Genomic DNA, 25,849 nt, shown 5'->3' with positions numbered 1-25,849 from the left:
AGATGTATCAGCGCATCATACTATCGAAATATAGCGTCGAAGATTTCTCCCCGCTTGTCGAGCACATTGTCGGCGTTTCGTTTAGCCATCCGGCTTCCGACCGCGATGGCGAGGTCTCTTCTCCATTGGTAGGTTGGTCGGAGAAACGGCTGTTCTTCATGTATGATGCCCGCAACATCCTGCCTCCAGCGCTGAAGAAAATAATCGAAGGCGTCCCAGACATCGAGGTCCGCAGCGTATTCTTTGCCGTCTATTCCGAAAGTGTGTTTTCCGACGAATCAAGCATAGAGAGGGATTCGGAATACGACTCCAACCAGATAATGCTGAATTTCGTTGACGATGAAGGGGCTTTGGCCCTTGTCTCGCTGGATGATGTTCCAAGGCAAGGTATGCGCCAGATCAAGGTGCGTTACGAGACGCTGGCGGCAAGCACGAACTACAAGACCGGTGTTCGACTGGTAAAGCCTGTTATCAGGGAGGTAGAGGTGGATTTCAGCAAACTTCTTCCCCTATAGGCTCATTCGACAAATCTGAGCTTGCCGACAGTGTTTCCCGGCCCCTCGGGGCCATTACAGTTCATGTCGTAAACGCAGCCATGCTGAAGAACCTTGTCCCCACCCACGGTGAAGGATGACTTGTTCGAAATTGGCCGACACCAGCCCCTGTTGACGCCGGACTTGACGCCACCGCCGGTGCCCGGTAAGCGCTGCAAGAGGCCCCCAAATTGACCACTATTTTGAACATCCGCTAAGCGATAGAGTGGCGCTACGCGCCACCGAAAAGAAAAATCGAATCACTCCCTCCTTGTTGTCTGGACTGATTGAAACGCGATGGAACTCCCCGATACCGGTCGCCTTTTTTATTTCAGGACAAGCATATGGCCGGCGATAGTCAGAAGGCTGACCAGCAGTATATGAAACTGGTCATGACCAGCACGCCCGCTATGCGGACGGAGCGGACGTTAAGCTTCGTCGAGGCGATTGGGGATGAGTTCAGCCTTCATCCAATGGGTTTCTGACTGAACGTGCCCTTCTCTGACGTATTTCCCCACCCGTCTCGGCATGTCGCTTTCAACGAACGAGGCAGCGATCCTTGCTACAAAACCTTCTTGCTTCGTCAGGTCGAGCGCTTGCGCCAAGTCATCGAACAAACTTTGGCGATAAGGGCCTCGATAGAGCGTTGGAACAGGTTGGATACCCAGTTCCTCGAAACGAGCCTGCGTTAGATCCCACGACTGGATTTCATCGCCGACGATCCAGGCGAAGCCGAGAAAATATGAGGGCAGCGCCTCATAGGCGACTGAATGACGAGCATAAAGGTTCTCACCAACAATGCGTTCGCCCTCTGTCAGATAGGGTGAAATCCCTGCCGCGAACGCTTTGAGCCAGTCTCGGGAAGGATGGTAACGGCTGTCTGGGCTGCGCGCATGAGAACCGCCAGCGTGAATGGTCGTATTCTCACCGTCCATCTTCTCGGTGACAATGAGGTCTTCCACCATCAGCCCGTCCAGCGAAGGCATGATCTTGTCGTCGCTGGTAGCACCGGGTGAGATTGGCAGATGAAAGGTGCGGCCATATTTCTTCATGGCAACGTAATAGCACACATGGCTGAGTGGCAGCTATGGGCTCACATCAAGCATCAGCCCGGTTCGCGGGTTGGTTTTTTTGATCGATGACTATCTCCCGCGCCTCGCGGTCAATCACGGCAGGTGTCTTGCTTCTCTTCGAAGTCGGCCTCAGGCCGCTTCATGATGGGTTCGGAAGGAGAGGCATCCCAATCTTTTTTGCGAACTGCGTCGAGAGGCGCGTTCAAGCCCGCCTCGGAATTGCCTGCCCATGTGCGGAGAGCGCTACCTTCATATGCCGCGTCTCGATGCAAATAACGGGATAACCGCCGACCTGTGACCCACCGCAGAAGCAGCGGGGCGCCCCCCGATCATCCCATCTTTTCTTCGCACGATGGCTATTCTGCGGATAGTGCCGCCCTGATTTTCTTTTCATCAGCTATGATGACGTCAATCTGTTCATCTATCGTATCAAAGTCGAAGCTCGGTATTTCCCAGATCGACGCACGCTGCACCTGATCCTGCGCGATCATCTCCTCGACTTGTGCTAGATGGTCTGCAAAATTAGCGATCTCATAGGATTCCGACCCCAGAACTGGATCTTGGAAACAGAACCAGTGCGGTTGATCCAGAAGAAGCCTGTGTTCCCAATTTTGCATCTCGAGCTCGCCCCGCGTTTTAAGCAATAAGGCGCAGGCAGGTGCAAGGCGATCAATTCGTTCCTGCAGGCCAGCCTTTAGAACAGGAATAGCCTGCTTGGCCTCAGCAATCTGAGCTGTAACCAGATCCTGTCGCGCCTTCCGCTCCTGCTCTTCGGCTTCTCTACGTGCGGCCTCCCGTTCCTCGCGATAGGTTTCTAAAGCATTGGCTTGCGTATCGCGCAGAGCTTCGACTCGCTGGAGCATTTCTTCGCTCTCAAAATCAGACAGGGATAGGCCGGTCGGATTCAGGGAAGTATCGTCGAGGCGCGCTTGGAGGTCTTTGCGGCATTCGGTCTTGATCACTCCTGAAATCTCTTCCGGCATGTCCTTGTATACCTCTGCCCTCGCGTTCGAGAGAAGCTCGACGCATTCGATCATGCGTGGTGTGATCTGGGCTGGTTGCCCCTCCGATCTCGTCATCCCAACCAGTTGTAGAAGCTGCGCGTCAGTTGTCTCGGAGAGAGCAGACTTGCAGCCGGAAAGCAGCAAGGACGAAATTATGAGTGCGGCTGAAATGGATTTGTTCATATGTCACCTCTGGATAATCTAAATCGGTTTTCTGACAGGGGTGTGTTGGGTGCAAGTCCAAATACCCAATCGGAACAGTGCGTTCGGAGGCCCCGGTGTCGCCTGCCGGACTTTTCCACAGGCTGACGCTCGATCCTTGCGTCTCGCTTATTCCACTTTAGGCGGTGCCCGACCGTCCGCTAAGGCCTCTTCGCTTATGCTGTATTGGGCGCGACCAGGAGCCCGTAAATTGCGCCGTCCAGCTTGTTGACCCAGCCTATAACCAATCTCCTGATTGCTGCCACACATAGCGAATGTCCATGCCGCATTTAGCTTCAATGGTCGCAGATGGCCCCCCACGGCCACCACATACGCACGCTCACGGTTAATGACGTATTGCGGGCCGAACCATGTCATCGGTGTCAAGCCTGAGCACGGATTGCCAAAGCGGGGTCTTGAAGATCATATGGGCGGGCCGCCCGTTCGGCTCACGCGCTTCCTGCATGGCGATCAGTCCAGACCATTCGAGGGGTTTCAGGACACATGCGCTGAACGCGGCAATCTGGCGCCAACCGTCGTTATCCCAATCTGGACCGTCTCCGTAAAACACCCCGTAAAGCTGTCGCTCGCTGATCCCGCTCTCAATTTCGACGTTCATAACGTTCAGCCAAGTGTTCCAATTGCCCGGAGCGGGCTCTCCGATCCGGGAATAAGCAGCATGGTCCATCGCAAGAAGGAAAGACGGGATCAGCCGGTCAAACAACGCGCCCGGTTGTGCGGCGAACATGCGACCATCATTGTTCACCTTGAAGCTGCCTTTGTGGTGGCGTCCGAGCCGCAGGCGGATCAATAAGAAATGCAGGAGTTCCAGCGGCTGGAAATCCGCCTCGTTTATCAATCTCCGGTACCGAAAGACCTCAGCCGCCGATTGGCCTGGCCAGTCAAAATGCTCGACAGCCCAATGCACGAAGTCACGCCTGAACGCCTTTGTTGCTGTAAGCCCAATGCCGCCATGCGCATCGGCATAGCCAATGGTCAGTCGCGCCGCGCGCAAGAGGGGAGAGAGGCTGAGATCAGCGTGATCATCCGGCAGGACACGAAATTCCATCATGACTGATAATTTACGTCCAAGCTCAACCAGAATGCCAGCAGTGAACCGATATCAGGAAGGAAAAACCCCGCGCCAGGCGATGGCACGGCGCCACTTCGCAACGAGATCATACGCCGCACGGCATCCAGCCCATTCGCGGCACCTACATTGACTTCGATGACTGTCGCCAGGAAACAGCTGCACGTGAGTAATTGCTTAGCAGCACGGCCTGGGAACAATTTTCGAGATAGGTCTGTTCAAAAACGACCTTGCTCTGATCTCGATACTGATCGGTTCGCATCCGCTCAAATGCGTCCTGTACAAATCGATGTTTGATTGCTGCACCATATGTCATGCGGCCGATCTCGATATGACCTGAAAGCTCCAGCATGAGCGCATCAAACTGCAACTCGGCATCGTCGGAGGCGCTTACGCGTAATGTAAACGGCGTGGTCACGCCCAGATCGCAGAGCTCGTTGGCCGAACCTACATCGACGCAACCATGCAGATGTAGGTTCATCAAGGCGATTCCAAGGTCAGGCGACAGGGTTTTCGGGAAGCTGCTTCTCCTTCCGATAGTACTGTTTTCTGCCACAAATTGGCGCGCACGACTAGCGCAATTGCAGATTCACGGCCATGCGACAGCAAGCGGCACCGCCGGTCTCGAAGTCTGCATCGAGCACCTTGGCGGCTGGATCGGAGGGCAACTTAGCTCATCGCCGCATCCGGCAGAAACATATTCTGAGAACCGCGCAGCCGTTCGTGCCCCGCGCCCTTCCCGTGGGCGCGGGGTGAACATATATTCTGCACGTCTGGCTGGCCGCTATGTGCCTTTGGGCAGGTCGTTGCGGCAACTGTTCGGGGCGTTCCAGGGAAGGAGCGCCTCATAGTCAACAGCCTCGCCTTTCTCGATGATTTCGTCGAAGACCCACATCAGGTAGCGGTAGAAGTCGATATTGTTGAGGTTGCAGGTCTGGGCGAGGCTCGCGAGGATGGCCCATGCTTCGCCGCCCTCCTCGCTGCCGATGAACAACACGTTATTGCGCAGAAGAATGGTATGCTTGAACTGCCGCTCGACTGGATTGTTGTCCAGCTCGATCCTGCCATGATCGACGAAACGGGTCAGACCAATCCAGCGGGTGAGGGTATAGCGGATTGCCTTCCGCATGTCGCTTTTTCCGAGGTAGTGTTTCTCAAGTTCCATCAGTCGGTTGCGGATACGATCGAGCACAGGCCGACTTTCTTTCCGCCGAACTGAGGCCCGGACCAAAGGTGCTTTGCCATTGATGGCGGATTCGATTGCATAAAGCTCACGGATCAGTGTGACGATCTCCTTGGCATGCGGCGCCTTCTCCGCCTTGATCTCATCCATAAAGAGCCGTCTGACATGCGCCCAGCAATCGACCGAGACAATCTGTTCGAATGGGGTACCAACTTCCCCGAGGTGGCCGTAGATCCGATGGCCATCGTGATGGACAATGAGTTGGCGGTCTTTGAGGGCATCATGAACATGTGTCATCTCGCGCGTCTGCCGATAAAGATATGCGGTGCCGGGCGGCAGATTTCCTGAGAAGCTCCTGTCGTCACGATGCAGCGCAAACATCTGGATCTTTTTGGTCTTCCCTGAGCCCGGCGATAGCTGATCAACGGGCGTTTCATCCATGAACAGTCGCAGAGAGACAGAAAGCAGGTTTTCCATCAGCAGATCGTAGATCGGACGCAGCTTTGAGTGAGCGACGCGTCCCGTCCAGCGGGCCATCGTCGATCTGTGAAACCGCATCCCTTGCTGACGCATGATTTCCTGCTGGCGGTGCCAGGGGAGGTACCAGCTGAACCTCAGGGTGATCAGCTGTGCCAGAAAGCTCGTGCTCATCCCCGTGTTCCGAATGATCTTTTGCTCGAACGGTGTGCCAACGATACGGTTCTGTAATCTGCACCGATATTTGGCATACCTGTGAACCACAACATAGTATCGCGCTGGCTCGACTTCGGCCACCTCGTGATCATCGTATCCGCGAAAGTCACCGCCGCAGCGACAGGGGCAACGTTTGTCTGGCGTCTCATGGAGAACCTCGCGATACTCCACGCCGTCGCCCCAATTCTTTTTACCTCGACCTCCAGTATAGCTGGGCTTGCGCTTGGGCACCTCTGATGCCGGATTGTCACCTGGAACAGGCTTTTCAGATGTGTCAGGCGTTGTCTCACCCTCGTCTGGAGTCTGATTTGGAGGCTCGTCATCTGTGGGGTCGCGATCAGCCGAAGGGCTGAAGAGCATGCGCTTTGCTTTGCCCAGAGCCTTCTTTGCTGCCTTCAACTCGGCTGAAAGGTGTGTCGCCCTCGCCGAGAGGCGCCTGATCTCCGCGCCAAGCTTCGTTACCAACACCAGCACCTGATCAATCAGGTCTTTGGTCACTGGCTGCCCCAGTGCCGCTTCAAGGTCGGCACGCATTGTATCTATTACGTCATGCATCATTGTTCGCCCGCGGATCGCGGTGCGCCTCATTCCATTGAAATTTATGCAAGATCGGTCAGCGCACTTCAGCAGCACGCCGACGTTGACAATTTGCTTGATCGATGGGATGATAAGGAAAATCGCGGTGTAAAACGATTTTCACGAAGCCTCGGGTGTGGAGCCTGAGGCTTCAACCTTTTCAGCCCTTACCTTTTGCTCAGGTCATGGCCGCCTCCTTGGTGAAAGCTCCAGAGGTCAGCTACATCGACACCTAGCTTCTCTGCGATCGCAATATTGCATCGGGATGTGTGAGAACGTGATCTAACCGCACGGGAGACGCCTGAGCGAGATAGGCCGACCTCTTTGGCAATGGCGGCAAAGGAAGAGCCTGAGACACGAAGGCTCGCTTTCAGGAATTCGACCTGGGGGCTCGTTTTCACGCGTGTGTTCCCATGTTGCGATATCACACGCGAATCATGGCGGGAGCGATTCGGCCTGTCAAGATCGAATCGCGCACACGCTTGCAGCGCGATAGTATACCTCCGCCATGAAAGTTGCAACCAGTAAACGGCTGAATGTGAAATTATCTACACGGCTGACTTTGCGAGTGGAAGAAGAAACGGGCCGCCCTATCCAGATGCAAAGGAGGGCGGTCAGAGGTCGCTTTGATTCTTAAATTTTCTTGTTGTGTGAAGCCATCAACCTGCTGATTCAGCTCAAGTTCGCAATAGAACCGATGGACAAGCTTAACCGACGCCGCGACCGAAAAATGTACAATTGTGTTCGTATTTTTTGATAGGGTTACGGAAAGTCAAGGTTTACCAAGTTGCAGACGGAGTTTATTCACTGACCAATTGTATACCTACATTTCCTTGGAGCTGCCTTTATGAATGCGCCCCTTCGCCAGTCCGAACGCCTTGGCCGCCTGACTACCGAGCTTGGGCCTAACGTTTTGTCGCTGCTGCGCTTTGACGGCACGGACCACCTCAACGATCTGTTTGAATATCAGGTCGAGGCACTGGCAGTCTGCGATGACTTGGATTTCGACGCGCTGATCGGCACCCATGCGACGGTTGAGATCGAAGGCCGCGAGGGTGCGCAGCATTTCGACGGCATTGTGACACAGGCCCGTTGGGCCGGTGTTGGTGAGAACGGCCACCGCTACGATCTGGTGCTGCGTCCGTGGTTCTGGCTGGCGGGGCGGCGGCGCAATCAGCGCATTTTCCACAACAAAACCGTAGTACAGATCCTTGAGGAACTGCTGAAGGACTATGCCCAACTCGGTGATCCGGCATTGGATGTGCAGCTTTCGCATGACTATCCGGTCATTGAATACACCGTGCAGTATCGCGAAAGCGATCTGGACTTCGCTCGTCGCCAGCTGGAGCGGCACGGGGTCAGCTTCCATTTTCGCCACACTATGGGAAGCCACACTCTGGTGCTGACCGACGATGTGCTCGCCCATGAGACGATCGGTACGCGCCCCTACAAAAGCTATGATGGGCACCATCAGGCGGAAGGCGAGCATTTCTGGGACTGGACGCCAGAGCGCAACATCACCACCGGGGCGATCCGTCTCACCGACTATGACTTCAAGAAGCCTAATCAGGCGATGGAAGTTGATCGTTTGGGTGATGCGGCCTATGCGCAAGGCCAGATCGAGAGCTTCGATTATCCGGGCGATTACCTGGTGCAGGACGTGGGCAAGATTGTGGCAGGGCTGCGCACCCATCAGGAGCGCGGGGGAGACCGACGCAATCGCGCGGTCGGCGACTGCCTCAGCCTGCGGGCTGGCAAGCGGGTCACGCTAGCGGGCGACAAGATCCCCGGCACCGGCGAAAGTTATCTGTGTCTCTCGGCCAGACAGCACTTCGTCAGCGAGGCCTATGGCACTGGCGGGCAAGGCAGCGACGGCTATTCTTTCACCAGCAGTTACACGTTGATGCCAGACACTACGCCAATGGCGCCGCCCCGCAAGACGCATGTGCCGATAGTACAGGGGCCACAGACCGCGGTGGTCGTCGGCGATGCTGAGATCGACTGCGACGAATATGGCCGGATTTTGGTTCGATTCCACTGGGACCTTGACGCCGTCCACTCAATGCGCTGCCGGGTCAGCCAGAACTGGGCCGGCGCAGGCTGGGGCGGCATGGTCATCCCAAGGATCGGCATGGAGGTCGTGGTCGAGTTCCTGGAAGGCGATCCAGATAAGCCGTTGGTCACGGGGTGTGTCTATAATGGACGGAACCCACCCCCAACAGCGCTGCCTGCGAACAAATCACGCTCAGTCTTCAAGACGAACAGCTATCAAGGTCAGGGATTCAATGAGCTAACCTTCGAAGACAAGTCCGGCGAGGAGTTTATTTACCTCCATGCCCAAAAGAACTTTGATTTGCACGTTAGCAATTCGCGCCAGCTCCGGGTCGAATATGATGACAACGTCAGCATCGGGAACAACTCGCTGGTTGCAATCGCGGCCGATCGCGTCGAGACCGTTGACGGTATGCAAGACCTGACGGTGGAAGGCGCGTTCCGCGAGAAGACTGGCGGTGATCGCAGTATTGACGTGGCTGGGACCTTTGCTACGCGAACGGGCGGAAACTTTACGCTTAAGGCCGAGGGTGAGTTAGTCATAGATGCAACCAAGATCACGCTTGTCGCAGGGGGCGCAGCCGTTGTGCTGCAAGGTGGCAGGGTTGATGTCGCGCCAGTTCTGAATGTGGGCTCCGCGTCACCGGGCGCGGCTGCAATTCCGGCGGTTCCTGCCGTGCTACGGGCGGCCGCAGGCGAGGGCTCGCCTTTTGTCAGCCATTGTCCCAACATTGCCGGTGCGGAGCAATGATACGCACTTGGATCGGGGATTGCCATCTGCGCGCTCGTAGCGCCGAGCGACAACGATGGATTGGCGGTCATGAGGAGGCCCGCGGACTGTTGCTATTGTCGGCAGCTTCACGAGAGGATTATGAAGCCGGCCTTAGTACGACGCTTTTACGACTTGGATATGATCTTCTATCGGTCTTTCAAGCCAGCCCCGTCGAAGATGCGAAGCAGCTAATAAATGACAAAGATGGTCTTGCAGAGCTGATCCCTCGAGTAAGCCGAAACAGGCCTCTTCCGTTCGGAGGCTTTCACCAAATTGATCGAACAAATTCATGGCTCGAAACAAACTGGGAAGAGGTACTTACGTCCGGTTACGGTGTCTGGGCTATCATCGACGGCGTGAGCTGGCCAGACGCGCAAAAAGTCTTATTTAGCACAGGCGCTACCCACGCATGCCTCTATAGTACGTTGAATCCGGAAAGTAGAAGCCTTGCACCTTGGTTAGCGTTAGTGGAGCCTGGATCGAAATTCGCGCAGGCCCTGCAGTCGCGTCCGCACGCGGACAATTCCTATATCTTGATCTGCACCAACTTAGAGATGGATGATCTTCGCAAGCACCTGCGGAAGTTCACCATGCTGAGGACGCCAGAAAACGAGCAGGCTGCAGTCTACTTTCGGTTTTATGATCCTCGTGTGCTGATTGATATGGTGGAGGCGATGCGTTCGTCTTTCTTGGCCCGATTCACCGAACAGATTGGCATGCTGATTGCACCCATAAGCCCGCTATGTCTTAATCCTACCAACGTTGAGTTCATGGGCGACCCGATTACGGCCTTCGCCGAAAATTCGGCCTGCCAAGGTCGGCTGTTAAGTTGGGTGGTGCCCGAGTTCAAAGAGTCCCGCTCGATCGATCTGAGTGTTTCAACACAAGAGTTCAGGGATTTTACAAAGCGTATGCAGCGCCGTGCCACGATCAAACTCGCGCGCACGCTGCACGAAGAGCATAGTCCACTGGCAGATCAGAATTTATGCCTTTCCACCGCGATTAAAGCGCAGGCGGAAGCGAAAAAATATGGAATGAATACTGTTAAGCAAATTACGATCTTCGCGCGAGCTATGCTTGTTTTTGGCGAGGGCTTCGAAACCCGCGATCAGGATGCCGCGCGGATATTGAATGATTCGAAACTGTTGCCTTGGCAAAAAAAGAATCAGCTTATTGATTGGTTCATAAGCGCTTGGCAGCGCGAATCCACCGCACACTTAAGCTAAGGACAAACACACCATGATGTCCCCTGACGAGGCAATGCATTTTTTGCTATCAAACAATAGCAGTGCCGGAACATCCCTTAATAACATTATGACCTCGCAGAGAGCCTTAAAAGAATATCCTGCCCACAGCGAGGCCTATCGAGCTCATCAACAAATTCTTGATGAGGAGATCAGAAAAGTAGAAGCTCTCGCAAAGGAAAGCGCCTTTGAGAATGCTGGGGTAGATCCGATTATAGGAATGGCGGCTTGCGATTGCGCGCCCGGCGAACCCTGTTGCTTCGAGGACGGAGAGGTGGCCGACAGTACGGATGAATCACGCAAGATCGTCTGGCCAACGGCATCGATTCCTTTTCGAATCGAAAAGAACCTGCTGGTAATCGCCAGAGAAATGTCGGGCAGTCACTTAACCTCGAAGGTGAAAACCCGCTGGTCGGGGCGTAACTGCCCCGCGGGCAGATCGGAAACACCGCATCTGCAAACCAGAAACCTGCGCTCTGGCCCGGAAATGATTTCGGAGAAGTCGCAGGAAGTGACCGTCGGCATACCAACCCTCCCGAGCTTTGCCGTCGCGTTGGAGCAGTATTTCCCACGCGAAATCATCCTCGTCCTGATCGTGCTAGATACACTGCTTACCGTTGCCAACAGCGCGGATGGCGATAACAGAGCAAGCTTCACGCCATCGCAATGCCTGAGCGATGAGGCAATGGGCGCGACGCTGACAGTAACGCCAATTCCTTATCTTAAAATCGATGGTGACGCGACGCTATCGACGATGCTCAGATTTAGCACAGCTGGTGTAAACGGAAGCGCTGGAGCCAGCGGATCGCTCAATGGAGTATTCGGAAATCACGAGATCAGTGCTACCGCTGAGGCAAAAAGCGTAAGTGGAAACGGGCTGGCGCGAAGCAACTCGACGAAAGCGCCCGGCATGATCGGCACCATGGCCAGCATGATCGGCACTTTGAACGAGTATGTGCATAAGGGAAACACGTCCAACAGTACGCGCGATGTATCGAAATACGCCTCTTCGATCACTTTGAGTAAGTCACTGGCACTGAAACCGAAGGGCCTCGAGATCAAAGAAAAAGGCGGTTGCCCGGATCTGGAATTGAAACTTGGTGAACTGTTGCTCGAGCTGAAGATCGGCGTCACCGGCCGGCTGGATGTCATCGACGCGCTCGCCACCTATTTTACAGGTCCCGGCGCCGCCGCTATCCGCAAGGCTCGCGCTGAAATGGCCGCCGGTAAGGCATTCGCGGGCAAGTTAGACGCCTATCTGGAGGTTGGCGCTGAAGGAACGCTGACGCATGCCATAACCAGCGGCGTCACGATGACCATTCCCGCAAATCTTCCCGCTCCTGAATCTACCAGCATCCCGGAGGTTTTTAGGGGTGAGATCAAGATCCGGGGTATTCTTGTCGTCGGGATCCAGATCGAAGCCGAGGTCTGGGTCTTTGCCGGCAAGGCGGGGGCTAGCGGCACAGTCAACACGTCCTGGGCTTGGGCGGTACGTAAGCATGGAGAGGAACGGCAGAAGAACTATAAGTTCGAGGGGGTTGTCATTGAGTTGAAAGCTCATGCCGAAGTGGGGTGGCGTCGTCAACCGAGCGATAGGAGCCGTTCCGCCTTTGACAGCGATACATTAGATGAACCTATCCTCAGCAGTTCACAAGAAGCTGTCCTTCAGCATCTGGAACAGTCCAAGTCCGAGGCCGAACGAATTGCACGCTCCGGCATTGCCGGTGCTTCGCGCGGGAGCACATACACCATTCTCCAACCAGAGGATTCAGGATGGGAAAAATACTAAGGCTGATGGCCGTATTTCTTGTTGCAACCAGCTTTTTGAAAGGACCGGTCATGGCGCAAAGCTCCAATATCGATCATGGCTACTATGCTATTATTCAAACCGAAGGCTTGGCATGGGCATTGCACGTAAACGACCTGTTCATGCGTGAGAATGGCGACAGGGGATACGCCACATCCAACGGCAATATAGGATTGGGTCTTCAGCCGGGCAAGAATCAGATATCCTTATTATTCTCACCGTTGACCGGAGAGAAATCCCCTGATGGCGACTTTCTGTTTGAGCTGCGCGATGGGGTGATGATCTCGATTTCCATCGAGAGACGAAATTTTGGCACGCAGGATTCCTTTGAGATCAACCCGATCAAATTGCGCTATAATGCGGCAGAGGGCGCCTTCGTGAATGAAGACAAAACCACCGCCGGGCTTGATCGAGTCATGGCGCAACCGGACATGTCCAGTGACGGCAACTTTACCATCACTGACCTACCGCCCCAGTCGATCGTGTTTGATACGGGCGAAAGAATCGGTGGCTATCGACTGGATTTCGATCTGGTCCTGAATGATGATGATCTGCGCCCGTTCCACTGGAGCCGGGATGCTGTTGTGATGACCGATACCCCCGAAACCCGGCGCGGCTTGATGCAGGCTTATCAGCGATTGCATGATCAAATCGCGCGCGGAGATGGCCCGGCGATCTTCCGTGAGGCTCGACCGATTTGGGACACGACGGCCTATATGCTAACATCGAGCAGTAAAAATGCAGAAGAGTTTGTCGAAAACACAGAGCTTGGCCTAGACCGTTTTCAAAGGACGCAGCCTGACGGCAGCGAATTACAGCCGTTAAGTTTAATTGGTCCACTTGAAAGTGCGTCGATTCAATTCATGGCAGGCGGCCGGCTGGTACGGTTTCGTCCCGATCCGATCTTCTGGGGATTACCTCCAAACGGTGATGAGAACGGGACCGATTCCTTTCCAGTAGTTTTTTATCAGAACGCATCCGGGGAATGGCATATCGCGGACGTTAACACCGGCCTTTAATGATGCTGAGCGGGGGATCGTCGTGAAGAAGATTAGTAGGCTGGGTGACACGCATCTCTGCCCGATACACGGGAAAAACAAGATCACGCAGGTGGCCACAGCCTCCACCTGCGATAACCGGCCAATTGCAACGGTAGGCGACCGAACGGGATGTGGCGCAACCATCATTTCGGGAACATCTGTCGTCAGAGTTGATGGCCGCCCCGTCGCGACCGTCGGTTCAAGGACGGATCATGGCGGTCTTTTGGTCACCGGCTCATCATCCCAGGGCTGAAACTTCGTAAGCGCTGCAGGTCGACCCCGCAGAATCTGTCTTCCGCTGAGGAACGTAAGGGTTATTTTGGCGCCACGCGCCAAAACGAAACGAGCTAGAGTTGTACAAACCGGCCCATAGCGGCCGCTCAGCCACTATAGCCTCTGCCCGGTCGCCGCCTCCTAAGCCGCCCTTCGACGACTGTCGCAGCAAAACTCGGGCAGGTATGGTGGTGATTGCGGATTCAGCCGTCACTCCGGGATCGGCTGCCCCCATGAATTCATCCTGGCGCGGCGGGTTACCCGCGCCGCGCCCTATTGCCACCTGCGCCCTCAAGCCATGTGTTCGCGGAACCAGTCTGCGGCATGGCCGGCCGTGCGATCGACGACGTCGGGCTGCTCGTAATACTGGAAGTGGTCGGTGCCGTTCTCCCAGATCAGCCTCTTGTCCTTCGTTGGGATCGATTCGAAATGCCGACGCGCCGCCGCCGGGTTCATGCACATGTCGGAGTGAACGATGAGGGCGGGCTTGTCGAGCTTCGCCACACTGGGCACGGTCGTATAGTCGAAATGGTCGAGATCGCTCATGACTGCGTAACGGTTCTCCCAACCCTTCAGCGTCCAGGGTCCGTACCAGCTCCAGACCAGTGGTCCCGGCAATCCCGCTTCCGAGCCTGTCTTGCGATCGCCGAGCTCCGGAGCGACGAGCGGGCGATAAACAACTTCGCCCGTTGCCTCGTAGCGGGCCTTCGCGTCGCGTGCGCGTTCGAGACGCGCTGCAAGCAGAGCCTCCAATTCTTCGGTTGTGGGGGCGTTCGCCTTGTCGAACGGATTTTCCGTAACGCCGGCCGCAATCATGAACAGGTCGGTCTCGCGGTCGCGATAGTAGCCAGTTATGGAGGTGACTGCCTTGATGCGATCGTCGTAGGAAGCGATGTCGAGCATCTCGGGACCGCCCTGGCAGATGCCTAGGCCGAAGATGCGTCCGGAATCGACATCCGGCCGGGTAAGCAGATAGTCAAGCGCCGATACGGCGTCCTCGTTCTTCATCTTGGGATTTTCCAGCCGTCGCGGCGTCCCGCCGCTCTCGCCGACCGTGCGCGGATCGAAGACCAGCGCCAGAAAGCCCTCGTCGGCCATCCGCGTTGCATAATGCGTCGGGGCCTGTTCCTTCTCGAAGGAATAGGGTCCAAGCAGAACGACGGCGGGAAACGGCCCGTCTCCCTTGGGACGATAGATGACGCCGACGACGTCTTCGCCATGTGAGGGGAACGTAACCTTCTCGGGGATGTAGTTGCCATGCTTGGCCATCGTGCATTTCTCCTTTTTGCTGTCGTTCAAATCTAGGCCAGCTTGACTGTCGCAACTATCTCGCCAATTCTTGATGGCGAGATGAAAACAATTCACCAGTCTAGATCAGGCGACCTGCTCACACTGAGCGTGTTCCTTGCCGTTGCGAACCATCGCAGCTTTCGTGCGGCATCCGTCGAACTCAATGTCACTAGGTCGGCAGTCAGCCACTCAATAAAGAGCCTTGAGCAGCGTCTCGGTGTGCGCTTGTTCAATCGAACGACGCGTAGCGTCTCGTTGACCGAGGCAGGAGAGCGGCTCGCGGGAAAGCTTCGTCCGGCCATGTCGTCGATCACGGAAGCGTTGCAGGAGGTTGATGACTTTCGCGGCACGCCGAGCGGCACCGTCCGGATCAACGCCAGCGATGTGGCGGTCCGCATGGTTTTGCGACCACTACTCGCCCGGTTTCACAAGGCGTACCCCGAGGTTCATCTCGATATCGTAACGGATGGGCGGCTAGGGGACATCGTCGCCGAAGGCTTCGATGCCGGCATCCGGCTTGCCGAAGCGGTACCGCAGGACATGATCGCGGTCCGCATTATTGATAACGTACGGTTTGCAGCAGTTGCCTCACCCGACTATCTCGGGGCCCATGGTCGGCCAATCGTTCCCCAAGACCTCTATCAGCATGATTGCATCCGCTTTCGCTTCGAGAGCGGTGCGATTTATCGCTGGGAATTCGAGCGCCATGGCATCGCGGAGACGATCAACGTCGCTGGGCCGCTCACGCTGACGGACCAGGTCCTGATGGTTGAAGCCGCCATCGACGGGATCGGAATCGCTTTTGTTCCAGACTTCCTCGTCGCAGAGCCCCTACAGGAACGTAAACTTGAGCAGGTTCTGGACGAATGGTGCCCGGAATTTCCCGGCCTGTGCCTCTATTATCCGGGCCGCCGACACGTCTCGTCCGGACTGCGGGCACTGATTGAAACAATCAAAACAAACGGCAGGGCGTGTGAAAATCTTTCCCCTTAGTGACGGTATCCTCGTGCAAGCGTGCCATTGCCCCCAATTTTTATCCAGCGTGAGCGAGATTCCGAATTTGAGTTGGGCCCATTTGGGCGGGTGGGCAACGGGGTCTGGCGCCGAGCTTTGCGGGTTGCGCACAGGCACAGTGTGAAGGTCCGGTATGGCCTCGAAGCAGCGTTCCGCGACACAGCAACCGCCACCTTCGTCGGCTGCAGGCCGACCCCCACTCAGACCGACGAGGCCGGCCCGCAGCAGACCTCTGCAACAACGTTCGCTGCGGCAGTGCGGCCTCCTCGAAGCCGACGTTCATCAACCTAGCAAAGCTAGTGTCTAAGCTTGGGTTTCTAGCCATTCAAGGCTTGTGCTAAAGGAAAGAAATCACGAGGTTAGATTACGGACTGCACGGAAGACGGGGCAAGCTGTTGGCATGTTTCCTAAGCTGGCACTTCGGTATGGAATTCAATTGGATTAGCGAATAACACGTGACTCAAGATCCACAAAAAAATTCTCGAGTAGGCGGAGGTGGCGCAGCCACAAGTGCAGGAGTGATTTTCCAGCAAAGATTGGGATCATTTATTGCAACTCAGATCCTGTCCGATGATCCATTCGATCCGGTATTCAACCTTGGAGAGGCCAAACCATCTTGGATCCGTTTCGAGACGGAAGCGCCAGTTGACGATATTCTAGTTGCCACCAATCTCGGAGGTTTCGTCGCGATCCAGGCTAAGACTACGGCATCGCTGTCAAGAGGTCTCAATAGTCCATTTGGAAAATCGGTTTCTCAGTTCGTCAGACATTGGTTGGCATGCGAAGACGGTGATGGCGCGAAGTACTGGAATCGATCTCTCTCTTCTGAACTTGACCGCCTCGTCTTGGCCGTAGGTCCCGAAAGTTCCGCTAGAATTCGTATAGACTTGTCCAATGCCTTACGTCTCATATCACAGCCTGGCGGTGGCGAATTAAATCAAGCTCAGACCGAAGCGTTTGATATTTTCTTTGAATGTGTCAAGAGCGCTTGGATCGCGTCTACAACAAAGCCGTTTAACGACTCGTTCCCGCAAAAGATTGCACAGTTCATCGTGATAGCTGTCTTTGATACAGAGGGCACGGACCGGCAGTTAGCAATTCATCGATTGCAGAAAGCCGCTGCAAAAGATTTCAGCGCCGAAACGGTTATGAACTCCCTCGACTCGTTCATAGCGGATTTGATGATGTCTCGAGGCGGCGCGGACTCGAAAAAACTCAGAAAAGAGTTGATTGGCTACGGAGCAAGGCTGGCCGCGCCTCCAAACTACATCCATGACGTCGAAAAGTTAAAAAAGCATAGCCTCGAGACCGCCAAAGCTCTCGATCGCTACGAAGTGATCGAAGCGACGGATGGAAACCGCGTTACCATACAGCGCGATTGTCAGCCTTTAATTGAAGCGGCCACCAAAGATGGATCTTTGTTGGTCGTGGGGGAGCCTGGTTCTGGAAAAAGTGGAGTTCTCAACGCTCTCGCCAGAAAGTTGCGGGGAGATGGGCATGATGTTTTGGAACTCGCCGTCGATCGATTTTCCGTTGAGTCCCTAGAAGGGCTGAGTCGCGAGCTGGATTTAGAACATTCGGTATTAGAAGTTCTCAATGCTTGGGACGGCAGCGGAACAGCATGGCTGATTGTGGACGCCCTAGACGCCACAAGAGGAGGTGCGGGTGAGAGTGTATTCAGACATCTGATCGAGAGGGTTTTGCAGCGAAATGGCAGATGGCGCGTCGTAGCATCAATACGAACCTTTGATCTGCGAATGGGACAGCAGTTTCGTTCGCTCTTTCGTGGGTCCCCTCCCATAGAGGACTTGAAAGAAAGCGGCTTTCCAAATGTGCGACATGTTCGGGTCCCTGAATGGTCCGATGCAGAGTTCCAACAGCTCATGGAAGCCGCACCTGCATTGGAAACAGCACTTCGCAACGCATCCCAGACACTAAAAGACCTAGCAGTCGTACCCTTCAACACGCGCCTGCTAAGCGAACTCACCAAAGATGGCTTGGTTGGCAACGACTTTTTCCACGTGTCCTCACAAGCACAACTGCTTCAGCTTTATTGGGAACACCGTATTGAACGCCATGGGATCAGAGGGCGCACATGTATCGCACGCATTGCAAACGCGATGGTTTCTGCACGCACCCTAAGAGCACGTGTCGACGATGCGGCAGGCTCTGACCCTGAAATAGTAGATGTTCTTGCGAGAGAAGGTGTTATCATTTCAGTGGATAACGGACGCTGGATACAGTTCCGACATCATCTGCTTTTTGATTTTTCCGCCGCGAAAGTGCTGATCGATCCTTCAGATCTGATTGACGGAACCCTTCACTTTCCAAAGGCACAAACCCAAGGCCTGATGTTGGCGCCTGCTCTTTCGTTTGTTTTGAGGGAAATATGGGATAATGACGATAGCCGTGCCCGCTTTTGGAGTGCGGCAACCAACACATTGGCAGACAATGACGCGGATCCCGTGCTTCGAAGTGCAGTCGGTCGAATTGCTGCCGAGTACCCGGAATTATCGAACGATACCAGTATTTTAGCCCAACGCATTGCAGCCGCGGATACGAAAGCTTCTGCATCGTTATCTCATATTTGCGGCGCGGTTGCAGTGCGTCTGGAGGACGATCCTAACGCTCCCGTGGCTCCTTGGGCAGCTCTGCTAGAGGGTGTATCTATTGATCTCAGCCAGGTCGCGGGTTCTGTTCGCTTCCTTGCATTCACTCTTCTCAGGCTGGAGCTGAACGAAGCTGAGTTGACTCAAATAGGGGCTTGCGCGCGCGCTCTACTCCATCACTCGTTTGCACTATCGGAACCGAACAATCTGGTTATATCCGCAATCGATCTCGTAGCCACAACTTTCGAAACCGATCCCAGCACTGCACGCAGTCTGTTGTTGAAAGTCTTCGAACCCGCCAGATTTGACTCTCATGGCTGGGAGGAGGTGCCCGCTGTATGTCGAAAGATTGAAAAAATCGCTCCAATCGATCCCGAATTTGCGACCACGATTTATGAGAGAACCTATGGGTTTTCGGTGACCGAAGAGCACCAAACCCGCTTGGGTGACAGTAAAATATTGTCACTGACTTCAAATGCCCGGCAAGACTATGACATGGCCAGATACTCTCTCACAGAATATGCGCCAACATTCTTGGCGAGGTTCCCACGAGAAGCGACAATGGCCATCGTCAAAGCAACGGAAGGCTTCATTTTACGTGAGCATCCACCGTCTTCGGATCTCTCAACATTTCAAATGGATGTTGATGGCCGCCAGATCTTTTTGCAGGAGGACTACAGTCACATTTGGGCGTACGATCCTGAAACAGCCTATGGGCATGATGCTGATGCACTGGTTGTCAAGTTACTGGAACTTCTTCGCAGTGCATCACAAGAAACGGCAACCGACATAGTTGAGCTAGTAGCTGATCAAAGTCGTATTGCTTTGCTGTGGTCACGTATCTTTCTTGCGGCGAGTGAGCGGAAGGACAGCCTGGTAGATTTGTTGATGCCAATAGCAATGTCTGGGCCGTTTCTGCTAGCTGCAGATACAAGAAAAGATGCTATTGATTTGGTGGCAGCTGGATATGCCCGATTGAAGCTCGAGGACAAAATCTCATTCGAGAAAGGCGTAGATCGGTTGGACTTCAGCCGATACCTCGATCCTCCAGCAGCGCGTGAGCACTTCGTTCAAAGACTATATACCGCAATAGGAGACGACCTGCTTGCTACAGAAGTTGCAAAAAGATGGATTGCGTCTGTTGATAATGATGTCGACACGGGAAACAATAGACGCCTATTCAGTGTAACTGTTGGTACTGGGGAGGCAGAACCCTATCATTGGATCGGAGACCTCGATCGTCATTCTGAAAGCGATCAAGAGTTGATGCAGGAGATTAGCGCAGCCAAAGAGGCCCTTGGTCTCGAGGCTTCCGACGAAAGCGAAAATCCACCTAGTTTAGATACCAGCCTTGATGCGTTGGTCGCACTAAGAACTGTCGTTGGTGGACCTGATCGAAATGAAGGACTAGTTTCCCATGCCGAGGGTGTTATCGGTCTGGGAATAAGAAACTTAATTAAAAGCAAGACTGTTCCTGGCAAGGATGATGTTGTTAATACGGAGAGATTTCTCGATTTAGTTTTAACGACAGTGCGGTCTGCCAGTCCAAGTGTTGAGGAAGAAACGGAAGCCGATTTTGAGCGTTTTGCTTCGTGGGGTTCTCCTGCCGCTCGTGTAGAGATTGCCAGCGGCATTTTGGATCTGATGCTACAGCGGCCGGACCTTTACCCGGAGGTTACAACGGCCATAGACGAATTAATCGCGGACCCACATCCTGCAGTGAGATTGCAGTCTGGGCTTCATCTCGTGCGTCTATGGGATTTGGATCGATCAGGTTTCTGGAGCCGATTAGAAGACCGGCTCCAGAAAGAGCGCAATCTGAGTGTCCTCAATAGTCTCGTAAGCAGCGTAATTGGCCGCCTTATTCACTCAGATCCCGATCGAGCAAGCACGCTCGCTGTTTGCCTAACTAGGCGGTTTTCGGAAGATCCAGAGCGTCAGGCCAAGCTGGATGAAGCATTGGCAAGCGTTCTAACGGTTCTTTGGATTACCTATGAAAAAGAATCCGCTTGGGAGGTCATTTCTGATTGGATCGACAACCGAAGAAGTCGAACTGATGAGTTGATCGACGTGCTTCAGACAATGAGGGGAGCCCTTGTATTAGGATTTGGCGATTCCGTTCGACCGGGAGACGATGATACACGTCGCCGCGCTATCGACCTCACATCTCATATTTTAGCAAAAGCGTGTGGGGGGCTGGAGGCCCACTTTGCACAAGGCGTGACATACGAAGAGCAACTCTCGACTGCCCGTAATGATGCAAAGCTAGTCGATACTGCGTGCATGCAAATCTACTTCGCTGTTGGGGCTTCGGACTGCAAGAAAGCTGAGAATAGTGTCTTCAATGAAGTAGACTTGCGCAAGTTTTTTGAAGAAATCACGCCTCAGCTTGAAACAATTGGGAAGTGCGGTACACCACACACAATTTACTATTTGTCACAGCTTCTACAGTTCCTGCTCCCGATTGATCCGCCTCGTTCATTCGACCTTCTGGCACTTGCGTTAAAGGAAGGTGGCCGACGCACAGGTTACCAATACGAGTCCATGGGCGCGGAGCTTCTTGTCAAGCTGCTTGGCATTTTTCTTGCGGATCATAAGGAGCTGTTCGATGCTGAGGACAGACGGTCGGCACTTATTGACTGTTTGGAAATTTTCATGGAAGCAGGCTGGCCTGCAGCGCGTCGACTGCTCTATCGGTTGCCCGAACTGCTCCAATGAATTTAGCAGCTGACGAAAATGATTTCCGGAGAGGCATTCAGCGGCTGCTTGAAGGGAGTAGAAGAGTTCAGGAGCAGATTGCGCCAAACCCTTATCAGGGCGTTGGCGAGTACACATTGCATGAGCACGATACGCGCTCTTATTTCTTCGACGGCTTCCTAAGTCTTTTGGGTTGGTCGCTCGGCCCGAACGGGGATGTTACAGAAGAAGTTCGCATCAAGGCGGATACTACTAAATTCATCGATTATCTTGGTCTCAACGATGAAACGGGCGCACCTGTTATGATTTTTGAGGCTAAAGCTTGGGGCAAGGCATTTATCAAAGGAAAGGGTGCGGCAAGAAAAAACACGTCCTCGCATTTCCTTCTAATCGAAGCTATCAAACATGTGACCCAAGGCGGAAAGAAGGAAGAGGCTCCAGTCATCGGGGATTGGCACGAGTACCTGCAACAGCTGGCGGGCTACGTTCAGACTTCAACTGACCTCTATGGTCATAGAGTTACGAGAGCTGTTCTGTCGAGTGGAGATTGGCTGATTGTTTTTATCGACCCTACTGCTATTTTCTGCGATGGTAATTTCGATGAGCAGAGCTTCCGTATATTCAAGCAAGAAGAATATGTTGAAGACGCGGATCACATCTTCAGACTGCTGTCCCGTAGATCGATTGGGGCGAGTACACCACTGAAGATCCGATCTACACAGTTGAACAATTACGTTACGGCGGAAAATGTTGCGTCCGCGCATTATTCCGTTTTTGTGAACTACGAGGAGTCTGGAATTGATGTTTTTTCACCACGTCCCCGCATCCAAGTCTACCCCGCCTTGGTGCTCCTGAGGAGTGATGGTGCAATTTTAACTGTTATTGATAACGAAGACCCTCTCGAACTCACTTTGGAGGAGAATCGGCAGGGGGAACACACAGTTAATCTTCATATTTCGAATGTTGAGATGGTATCTTCTGAACTGCTTCGCCGATGCTCAGATGAACTTGGTGCTGAGCTTGCCACCGCTCCACTTGAAGATTTTGCGGGTTTTCCAAAGCCAAACGAGGGTAAAGCACCACTTTCTGAAGATGTTGGACCTGATTATATCAAGCCACTACGGTCAAGAGCTGATCAATGGCAGGTTGTAACCGGCGACCATCCACACTTCTTATTTGATCGGCCGACAACACAATGCAGTTTTCACTCCTGGTCCACCTGCCGAAATGCTGGTTGCCAAATCGGCGACACAGCAATCAGTTCTCGGGTAACAAAAGGACCCAGAGCGTTTTTCACAGATGAACAAATATATCATTGCGCGCACCAAGCGGTTCAAGATCGGAGGCAGCGTCGTTGTAAGATAGCCCCTATCGATATGAGGACATGCTGCCGGGCATGTATTTTTCAGAATTCGTGTTGGTCAGAAGCTGAAAAAGCAGCACTCCCTTGCGGGCGAGAATGAACTGCAAACTTGTCTTCCAAAGTCCTGCCTTTGCATCTAAGTGCGCTCACCACTGACGCTATGGAGCCTTATTACGAAGGTCCGCTTCCGCACCGCCCCTGTGATTACCGTTGCTATGCAGCGAACTTCCGCTTTCCGCCCTTAGCTCCCCGCGATTACGCACATACAGGTCTTCGTTGCGTGCGGGCTCTGACCTTGGTCCAGTCTAGGCCATCGAACAGCGCCTCGAATTGTGACCGGGTGAGGGAGATTACGCCATCACGGGTCCGAGGCCATACGAAACCAACGCCCTCGATACGTTTGTGAACCAGCACGAGCCCCGTCCCGTCCCACACGATGATCTTCAGCCGATCCGCTCGTTTGGCGCGAAACACGAAGATGGTACCAGAAAACGGATCGAGATCGAATTCCGTCTGTACGATTGCTGCCAGGCCGTCCATTCCTTTGCGAAAGTCCACGGGTTGGGCCGCCAGATAAATCCTGAAGTTTCCTGACGGCGAAATCACGGACCAACTCCGACGTTGTCTGGGGTCTCCATGGCCCGAATGATTCGAACGAGATCGTCAATAGGATAGTCATGGGGCAACGTAATCTCGGTAACCAAGCCGGAGAGGATAATCCGGGCAGGTAGCGAGACAGGCTCGGTGCCGGACCCCTCGTCCTGTTGAACGACAATCTCCGCGAATTGAGCTTTTGCGCGCCATTCCGCCGCCGTGACCGGCTTGCCCTGAGCCTGCATGCGCCATTGATAGACATAAGACTTGGATACTCCGCATGTCTCCACGATCTCATCAAGTGTCAGTTCTCCCGAACTCATCTTATCCAGAACAAATCGTTTGAACTTCGGCGGCCAGACTCGGCGTCCGGCCGGGGTCACTGGAATGGAAAAGCCGAAGGCCTGAAGCGGCGGATTGTTCTTTTCAGACATGCGATCCTCGTTGGTTGACGGGATCGTATCATGCCTAGGCTGCAGGTTTCAGATGGTCTGGCGGGGGCCAGATGCAACGCTTACGGTGCCCGGCTCGTTTCCGACTACCTTGTCGGTTCGGCTGGCCATCGTGAAGGCTTCCTGGCCTCCGAATGTCGTGTGCGGCGCCGTTCGCTGCGACCAGTCCAGCCGAGAGACGATCATGTAGGGAACCGGAACCATGGCCGATCCGATGGGAGTGAGGCAAACGTCCGGAGCGAGGCAAACGATCATTGCCTCCTTGCCGCTGTGACGCGCCGCACTCTTCGCCATGTTGCTATCTGCCTTAAATCTACCCGGGCGATTCAATTATTCCGATCTCCAGTGCATCGTGCAAGTCCGAAGACGGAAAGCGAGCCCGCCAGACCAATGTGAGGACATGCATAGCGTCGTCTGGCGACGATATGTCCAATATTACCGTATCCAGTCTGAAGTTGGCCGATATGCCTGATGGCCCAACTGTCCCATGCGGGACCACCCCCGGCAAACCGAGGCGATAGAGAGGTCTGGTTGGGTGCAGGTTACGCAGATGCAACTCCTCGTTCCCAGAAAGGTATTGCGATATCTGCAATGGCTTCGGTGCCGCATTCCAGTATCTCTGATCGAAATCTTCGGGCAGCTGCGGATGGCGTCTCGACAGCCAATCGTCGTCATAGGTTCCAGCCAGGCCACGCCGCGGCAGCCAGGTTCTGGCGACAGGGCCGAAGCCGTGGACTTCCATCGGCGCATAAACGTCACCGCGCCAGAAATCCTCGAGCTTGCCGATCTGTGGCGCAGCTATCGGATCCTTGTCACGCCGAAGGTCTTCGGACACGAAGCCGCAGCCTGCCGGATTGAACTCGTTCAGGATGGATGAACCATCCGCCAGCGTCGCACTGCCTCCGTAGGCGAGACGATAGTCGATGGCCACCTGGTGTACAGGCTCAGGCTCGGCCAATCGCCAGCCACGAAAAAAAGATCTGTACCAACAACTGGGCCCACGCACGTGAAAGCCGTATTTCAGACGACCGGGAACAACGACTTCCACTGGCCAGTCCGGCCTCGGTCCATCAGCCGGCACGTAAGCAACTGCATGCAGGATCAGGTCGGTCCCAGGTTTTTCCGGGGCGATATCCTGCTCGGCAAGCAGCGGATCAAACGCCGGATCGCCGTCGAACCGATCCTCGAACAGAAAGTCCGACTGGTCACCTGTCCAAGACCAGAGCTCACCGTCGCGACGGAATGTTGCCTTGATAACGACGACGGTCTGTTCCTGCCCCACGCCGTCCCAATGATCGAAGGCGATCGCGGGAAAGACCGTATTGTTGATAATCCGCATGATCCTCGCCGCGTTGATATCGGCAGACACGACCCTAGCGGCCGGAGGGGGAATTTCAACAAGAAGGGGAATGCAGAACATTTACCCCATCAGCTGACTTCCAGAATCTCTCCGGTGTCGTGGCGCTTGACGAAATCCACCTGCTCACCGTTCCAGTGATAGCAGAAATGCGAGCCCTGCACCGGGATGCTCACCACGTCGGGCCAGAAGACACCTGCGACAACCGCCAGAACATCCACCGCGACCGGCTGGAAGCCCGTGAGATGAACCGACTGCGCATGGAGGGCCGGGCGTCGATCGATACGGCGGCACCCGGGGACGCTTCCTCAATGTCGTCGACCTTGTGAACCGCCTGGAGACCGAGACGCGCAGTGGCAAGCAGGGTCGCATGGTCGACTATCTGACGCGCCTCGACTTCGCCATTCTGGACGAACTGGGTTATCTGTCCTTCGCTCAATCCGGCGGTCATCTGCTGTTCCACCTCATCAGCCGCCTCTACGAGCGCACCTCGATCATCGTCACCACGAACCTCGCCTTCGGGGGAATGGCCGACTGTCTTCGGCGATGCAAAAATGACAACGGCGCTCCTCGATCGGCTGACCCATCATTGCGAGATCATCGAGACCGGCAATGAGTCCTGGCGCTTCAAGAACCGCGCATGACCCGCCTCCACCACTGATCAGTTCCGTCTGCTCAGGCCCCGGCGCAAACTGCATAAGGGGAGTCAATATTGGACGCCGATAAAGGGTCAGATGCAACGCTTACTGACAAACGGAATCCTTATGATTTCCGCGCAACGCAAAAACCCCGCCGGAGAGCGAGGTGGATCGCAAGTAACGATGGTTGCGGGGGCAGGATTTGAACCTGCGGCCTTCAGGTTATGAGCCTGACGAGCTACCGGGCTGCTCTACCCCGCGCCAATGCATCGCGTGGATTGCGGTGCGGAATTT

At 54.6% G+C, this 25,849-nt stretch carries 21 protein-coding genes, 1 tRNA gene and 1 pseudogene; 10 read left to right on the top strand and 13 right to left on the bottom strand.

The window, feature by feature from the left end:
* The first annotated feature begins 2 nt into the window (after positions 1–2).
* The gene (locus JJJ17_RS09590) at positions 3–515 is read left to right on the top strand and encodes a hypothetical protein (RefSeq protein ID WP_200685855.1); all 513 of its coding nucleotides are present in this window, start codon (positions 3–5) and stop codon (positions 513–515) included.
* A gap of 446 nt (positions 516–961) precedes the next feature.
* Here JJJ17_RS09590 and JJJ17_RS09585 read toward each other — a convergent pair whose 3' ends face one another.
* The 6 genes from JJJ17_RS09585 to JJJ17_RS20695 form a co-directional block, all read right to left on the bottom strand.
* A complete protein-coding gene (locus JJJ17_RS09585; protein WP_200685853.1) occupies positions 962–1,585 on the bottom strand; it encodes an RNA ligase family protein in 624 nt (207 codons plus the stop codon).
* A gap of 377 nt (positions 1,586–1,962) precedes the next feature.
* Entirely contained in the window at positions 1,963–2,793 is an 831-nt protein-coding gene (locus JJJ17_RS09580; protein WP_200685851.1) for a hypothetical protein, read from the bottom strand.
* Positions 2,794–3,157: 364 nt separating this feature from the next.
* Positions 3,158–3,883 (bottom strand): hypothetical protein, encoded by a 726-nt coding sequence (locus JJJ17_RS09575; RefSeq protein ID WP_200685849.1) that lies wholly within the window; start codon positions 3,881–3,883, stop codon positions 3,158–3,160.
* Positions 3,884–4,025: 142 nt separating this feature from the next.
* Positions 4,026–4,382, bottom strand: a complete 357-nt coding sequence (locus JJJ17_RS09570; RefSeq protein WP_200685847.1) for a hypothetical protein — start codon at positions 4,380–4,382, stop codon at positions 4,026–4,028.
* Between the two features lie 303 nt (positions 4,383–4,685).
* Complete coding sequence (gene tnpC, locus JJJ17_RS09565) at positions 4,686–6,311, bottom strand: IS66 family transposase (protein ID WP_200685845.1); 1,626 nt, start codon at positions 6,309–6,311, stop codon at positions 4,686–4,688.
* 209 nt (positions 6,312–6,520) lie between these two features.
* Positions 6,521–6,754 carry a helix-turn-helix domain-containing protein gene (locus tag JJJ17_RS20695; protein WP_200685843.1) on the bottom strand — a complete coding sequence of 78 codons (234 nt, stop codon included), beginning with the start codon at positions 6,752–6,754 and terminating at the stop codon, positions 6,521–6,523.
* Positions 6,755–7,200: 446 nt separating this feature from the next.
* On the opposite strand from JJJ17_RS20695, the gene JJJ17_RS09555 reads away from it, so the two are divergent.
* From JJJ17_RS09555 to JJJ17_RS20690, 5 genes are read left to right on the top strand one after another with little or no spacing between them, the layout of a single operon-like run.
* Entirely contained in the window at positions 7,201–9,156 is a 1,956-nt protein-coding gene (locus JJJ17_RS09555) for a type VI secretion system Vgr family protein (RefSeq protein ID WP_200685841.1), read from the top strand.
* Entirely contained in the window at positions 9,153–10,403 is a 1,251-nt protein-coding gene (locus tag JJJ17_RS09550) for a DUF4123 domain-containing protein (protein ID WP_200685839.1), read from the top strand. Before JJJ17_RS09555 ends, JJJ17_RS09550 begins: the two co-directional genes overlap by 4 nt.
* Positions 10,404–10,416: 13 nt before the next feature.
* Positions 10,417–12,210 carry a hypothetical protein gene (locus tag JJJ17_RS09545; protein ID WP_200685837.1) on the top strand — a complete coding sequence of 598 codons (1,794 nt, stop codon included), beginning with the start codon at positions 10,417–10,419 and terminating at the stop codon, positions 12,208–12,210.
* A complete protein-coding gene (locus JJJ17_RS09540) occupies positions 12,195–13,247 on the top strand; it encodes a hypothetical protein (protein WP_200685835.1) in 1,053 nt (350 codons plus the stop codon). Before JJJ17_RS09545 ends, JJJ17_RS09540 begins: the two co-directional genes overlap by 16 nt.
* Before the next feature lie 22 nt (positions 13,248–13,269).
* On the top strand, positions 13,270–13,521 hold the full coding sequence (locus JJJ17_RS20690; protein WP_200685833.1) for a PAAR domain-containing protein: 252 nt from the start codon (positions 13,270–13,272) through the stop codon (positions 13,519–13,521).
* A 311-nt stretch (positions 13,522–13,832) separates the two neighbouring features.
* On the opposite strand, the gene JJJ17_RS09530 is transcribed toward JJJ17_RS20690, so the two are convergent.
* On the bottom strand, positions 13,833–14,810 hold the full coding sequence (locus tag JJJ17_RS09530; protein WP_200685831.1) for an alpha/beta hydrolase: 978 nt from the start codon (positions 14,808–14,810) through the stop codon (positions 13,833–13,835).
* A gap of 81 nt (positions 14,811–14,891) precedes the next feature.
* Between JJJ17_RS09530 and JJJ17_RS09525 the strand changes: the two genes are divergently transcribed.
* The 3 genes from JJJ17_RS09525 to JJJ17_RS09515 all read left to right on the top strand — a co-directional run bounded on the left by JJJ17_RS09525 (position 14,892) and on the right by JJJ17_RS09515 (position 22,614).
* Positions 14,892–15,824 carry a LysR family transcriptional regulator gene (locus tag JJJ17_RS09525; RefSeq protein ID WP_200685830.1) on the top strand — a complete coding sequence of 311 codons (933 nt, stop codon included), beginning with the start codon at positions 14,892–14,894 and terminating at the stop codon, positions 15,822–15,824.
* A 476-nt stretch (positions 15,825–16,300) separates the two neighbouring features.
* The gene (locus JJJ17_RS09520; RefSeq protein WP_200685829.1) at positions 16,301–21,172 is read left to right on the top strand and encodes an NACHT domain-containing protein; all 4,872 of its coding nucleotides are present in this window, start codon (positions 16,301–16,303) and stop codon (positions 21,170–21,172) included.
* Positions 21,169–22,614 carry a hypothetical protein gene (locus JJJ17_RS09515; RefSeq protein WP_200685828.1) on the top strand — a complete coding sequence of 482 codons (1,446 nt, stop codon included), beginning with the start codon at positions 21,169–21,171 and terminating at the stop codon, positions 22,612–22,614. Before JJJ17_RS09520 ends, JJJ17_RS09515 begins: the two co-directional genes overlap by 4 nt.
* Positions 22,615–22,769: 155 nt before the next feature.
* On the opposite strand, the gene tnpB is transcribed toward JJJ17_RS09515, so the two are convergent.
* The 5 genes from tnpB to JJJ17_RS09490 all read right to left on the bottom strand — a co-directional run bounded on the left by tnpB (position 22,770) and on the right by JJJ17_RS09490 (position 25,138).
* A complete protein-coding gene (gene tnpB, locus JJJ17_RS09510; RefSeq protein WP_200685827.1) occupies positions 22,770–23,120 on the bottom strand; it encodes an IS66 family insertion sequence element accessory protein TnpB in 351 nt (116 codons plus the stop codon).
* Complete coding sequence (locus JJJ17_RS09505; protein WP_200685826.1) at positions 23,117–23,542, bottom strand: helix-turn-helix domain-containing protein; 426 nt, start codon at positions 23,540–23,542, stop codon at positions 23,117–23,119. Before JJJ17_RS09505 ends, tnpB begins: the two co-directional genes overlap by 4 nt.
* A 48-nt stretch (positions 23,543–23,590) precedes the next feature.
* Entirely contained in the window at positions 23,591–23,815 is a 225-nt protein-coding gene (locus tag JJJ17_RS20685; RefSeq protein WP_407673356.1) for a PAAR-like domain-containing protein, read from the bottom strand.
* Positions 23,816–23,873: 58 nt separating this feature from the next.
* Positions 23,874–24,899, bottom strand: coding sequence for a DUF2169 family type VI secretion system accessory protein (locus JJJ17_RS09495; protein ID WP_200685824.1), 1,026 nt, complete (start codon positions 24,897–24,899; stop codon positions 23,874–23,876).
* 89 nt (positions 24,900–24,988) lie between these two features.
* On the bottom strand, positions 24,989–25,138 hold the full coding sequence (locus JJJ17_RS09490) for a hypothetical protein (RefSeq protein ID WP_200685822.1): 150 nt from the start codon (positions 25,136–25,138) through the stop codon (positions 24,989–24,991).
* A 68-nt stretch (positions 25,139–25,206) separates the two neighbouring features.
* Here JJJ17_RS09490 and JJJ17_RS09485 point away from each other — a divergent pair.
* Positions 25,207–25,561: pseudogene (locus JJJ17_RS09485) on the top strand (ATP-binding protein); the annotation flags it as partial.
* A gap of 178 nt (positions 25,562–25,739) precedes the next feature.
* Here JJJ17_RS09485 and JJJ17_RS09480 read toward each other — a convergent pair.
* Positions 25,740–25,816, bottom strand: a tRNA-Met gene (locus JJJ17_RS09480).
* Positions 25,817–25,849 lie beyond the last annotated feature (33 nt).

The organism is Paracoccus caeni, from assembly GCF_016629665.1.
GTDB lineage: Bacteria > Pseudomonadota > Alphaproteobacteria > Rhodobacterales > Rhodobacteraceae > Paracoccus > Paracoccus caeni.
The sequence above is the reverse complement of the archived record's forward strand: the minus strand, read 5'-3'. Positions and strand labels throughout refer to the sequence as shown.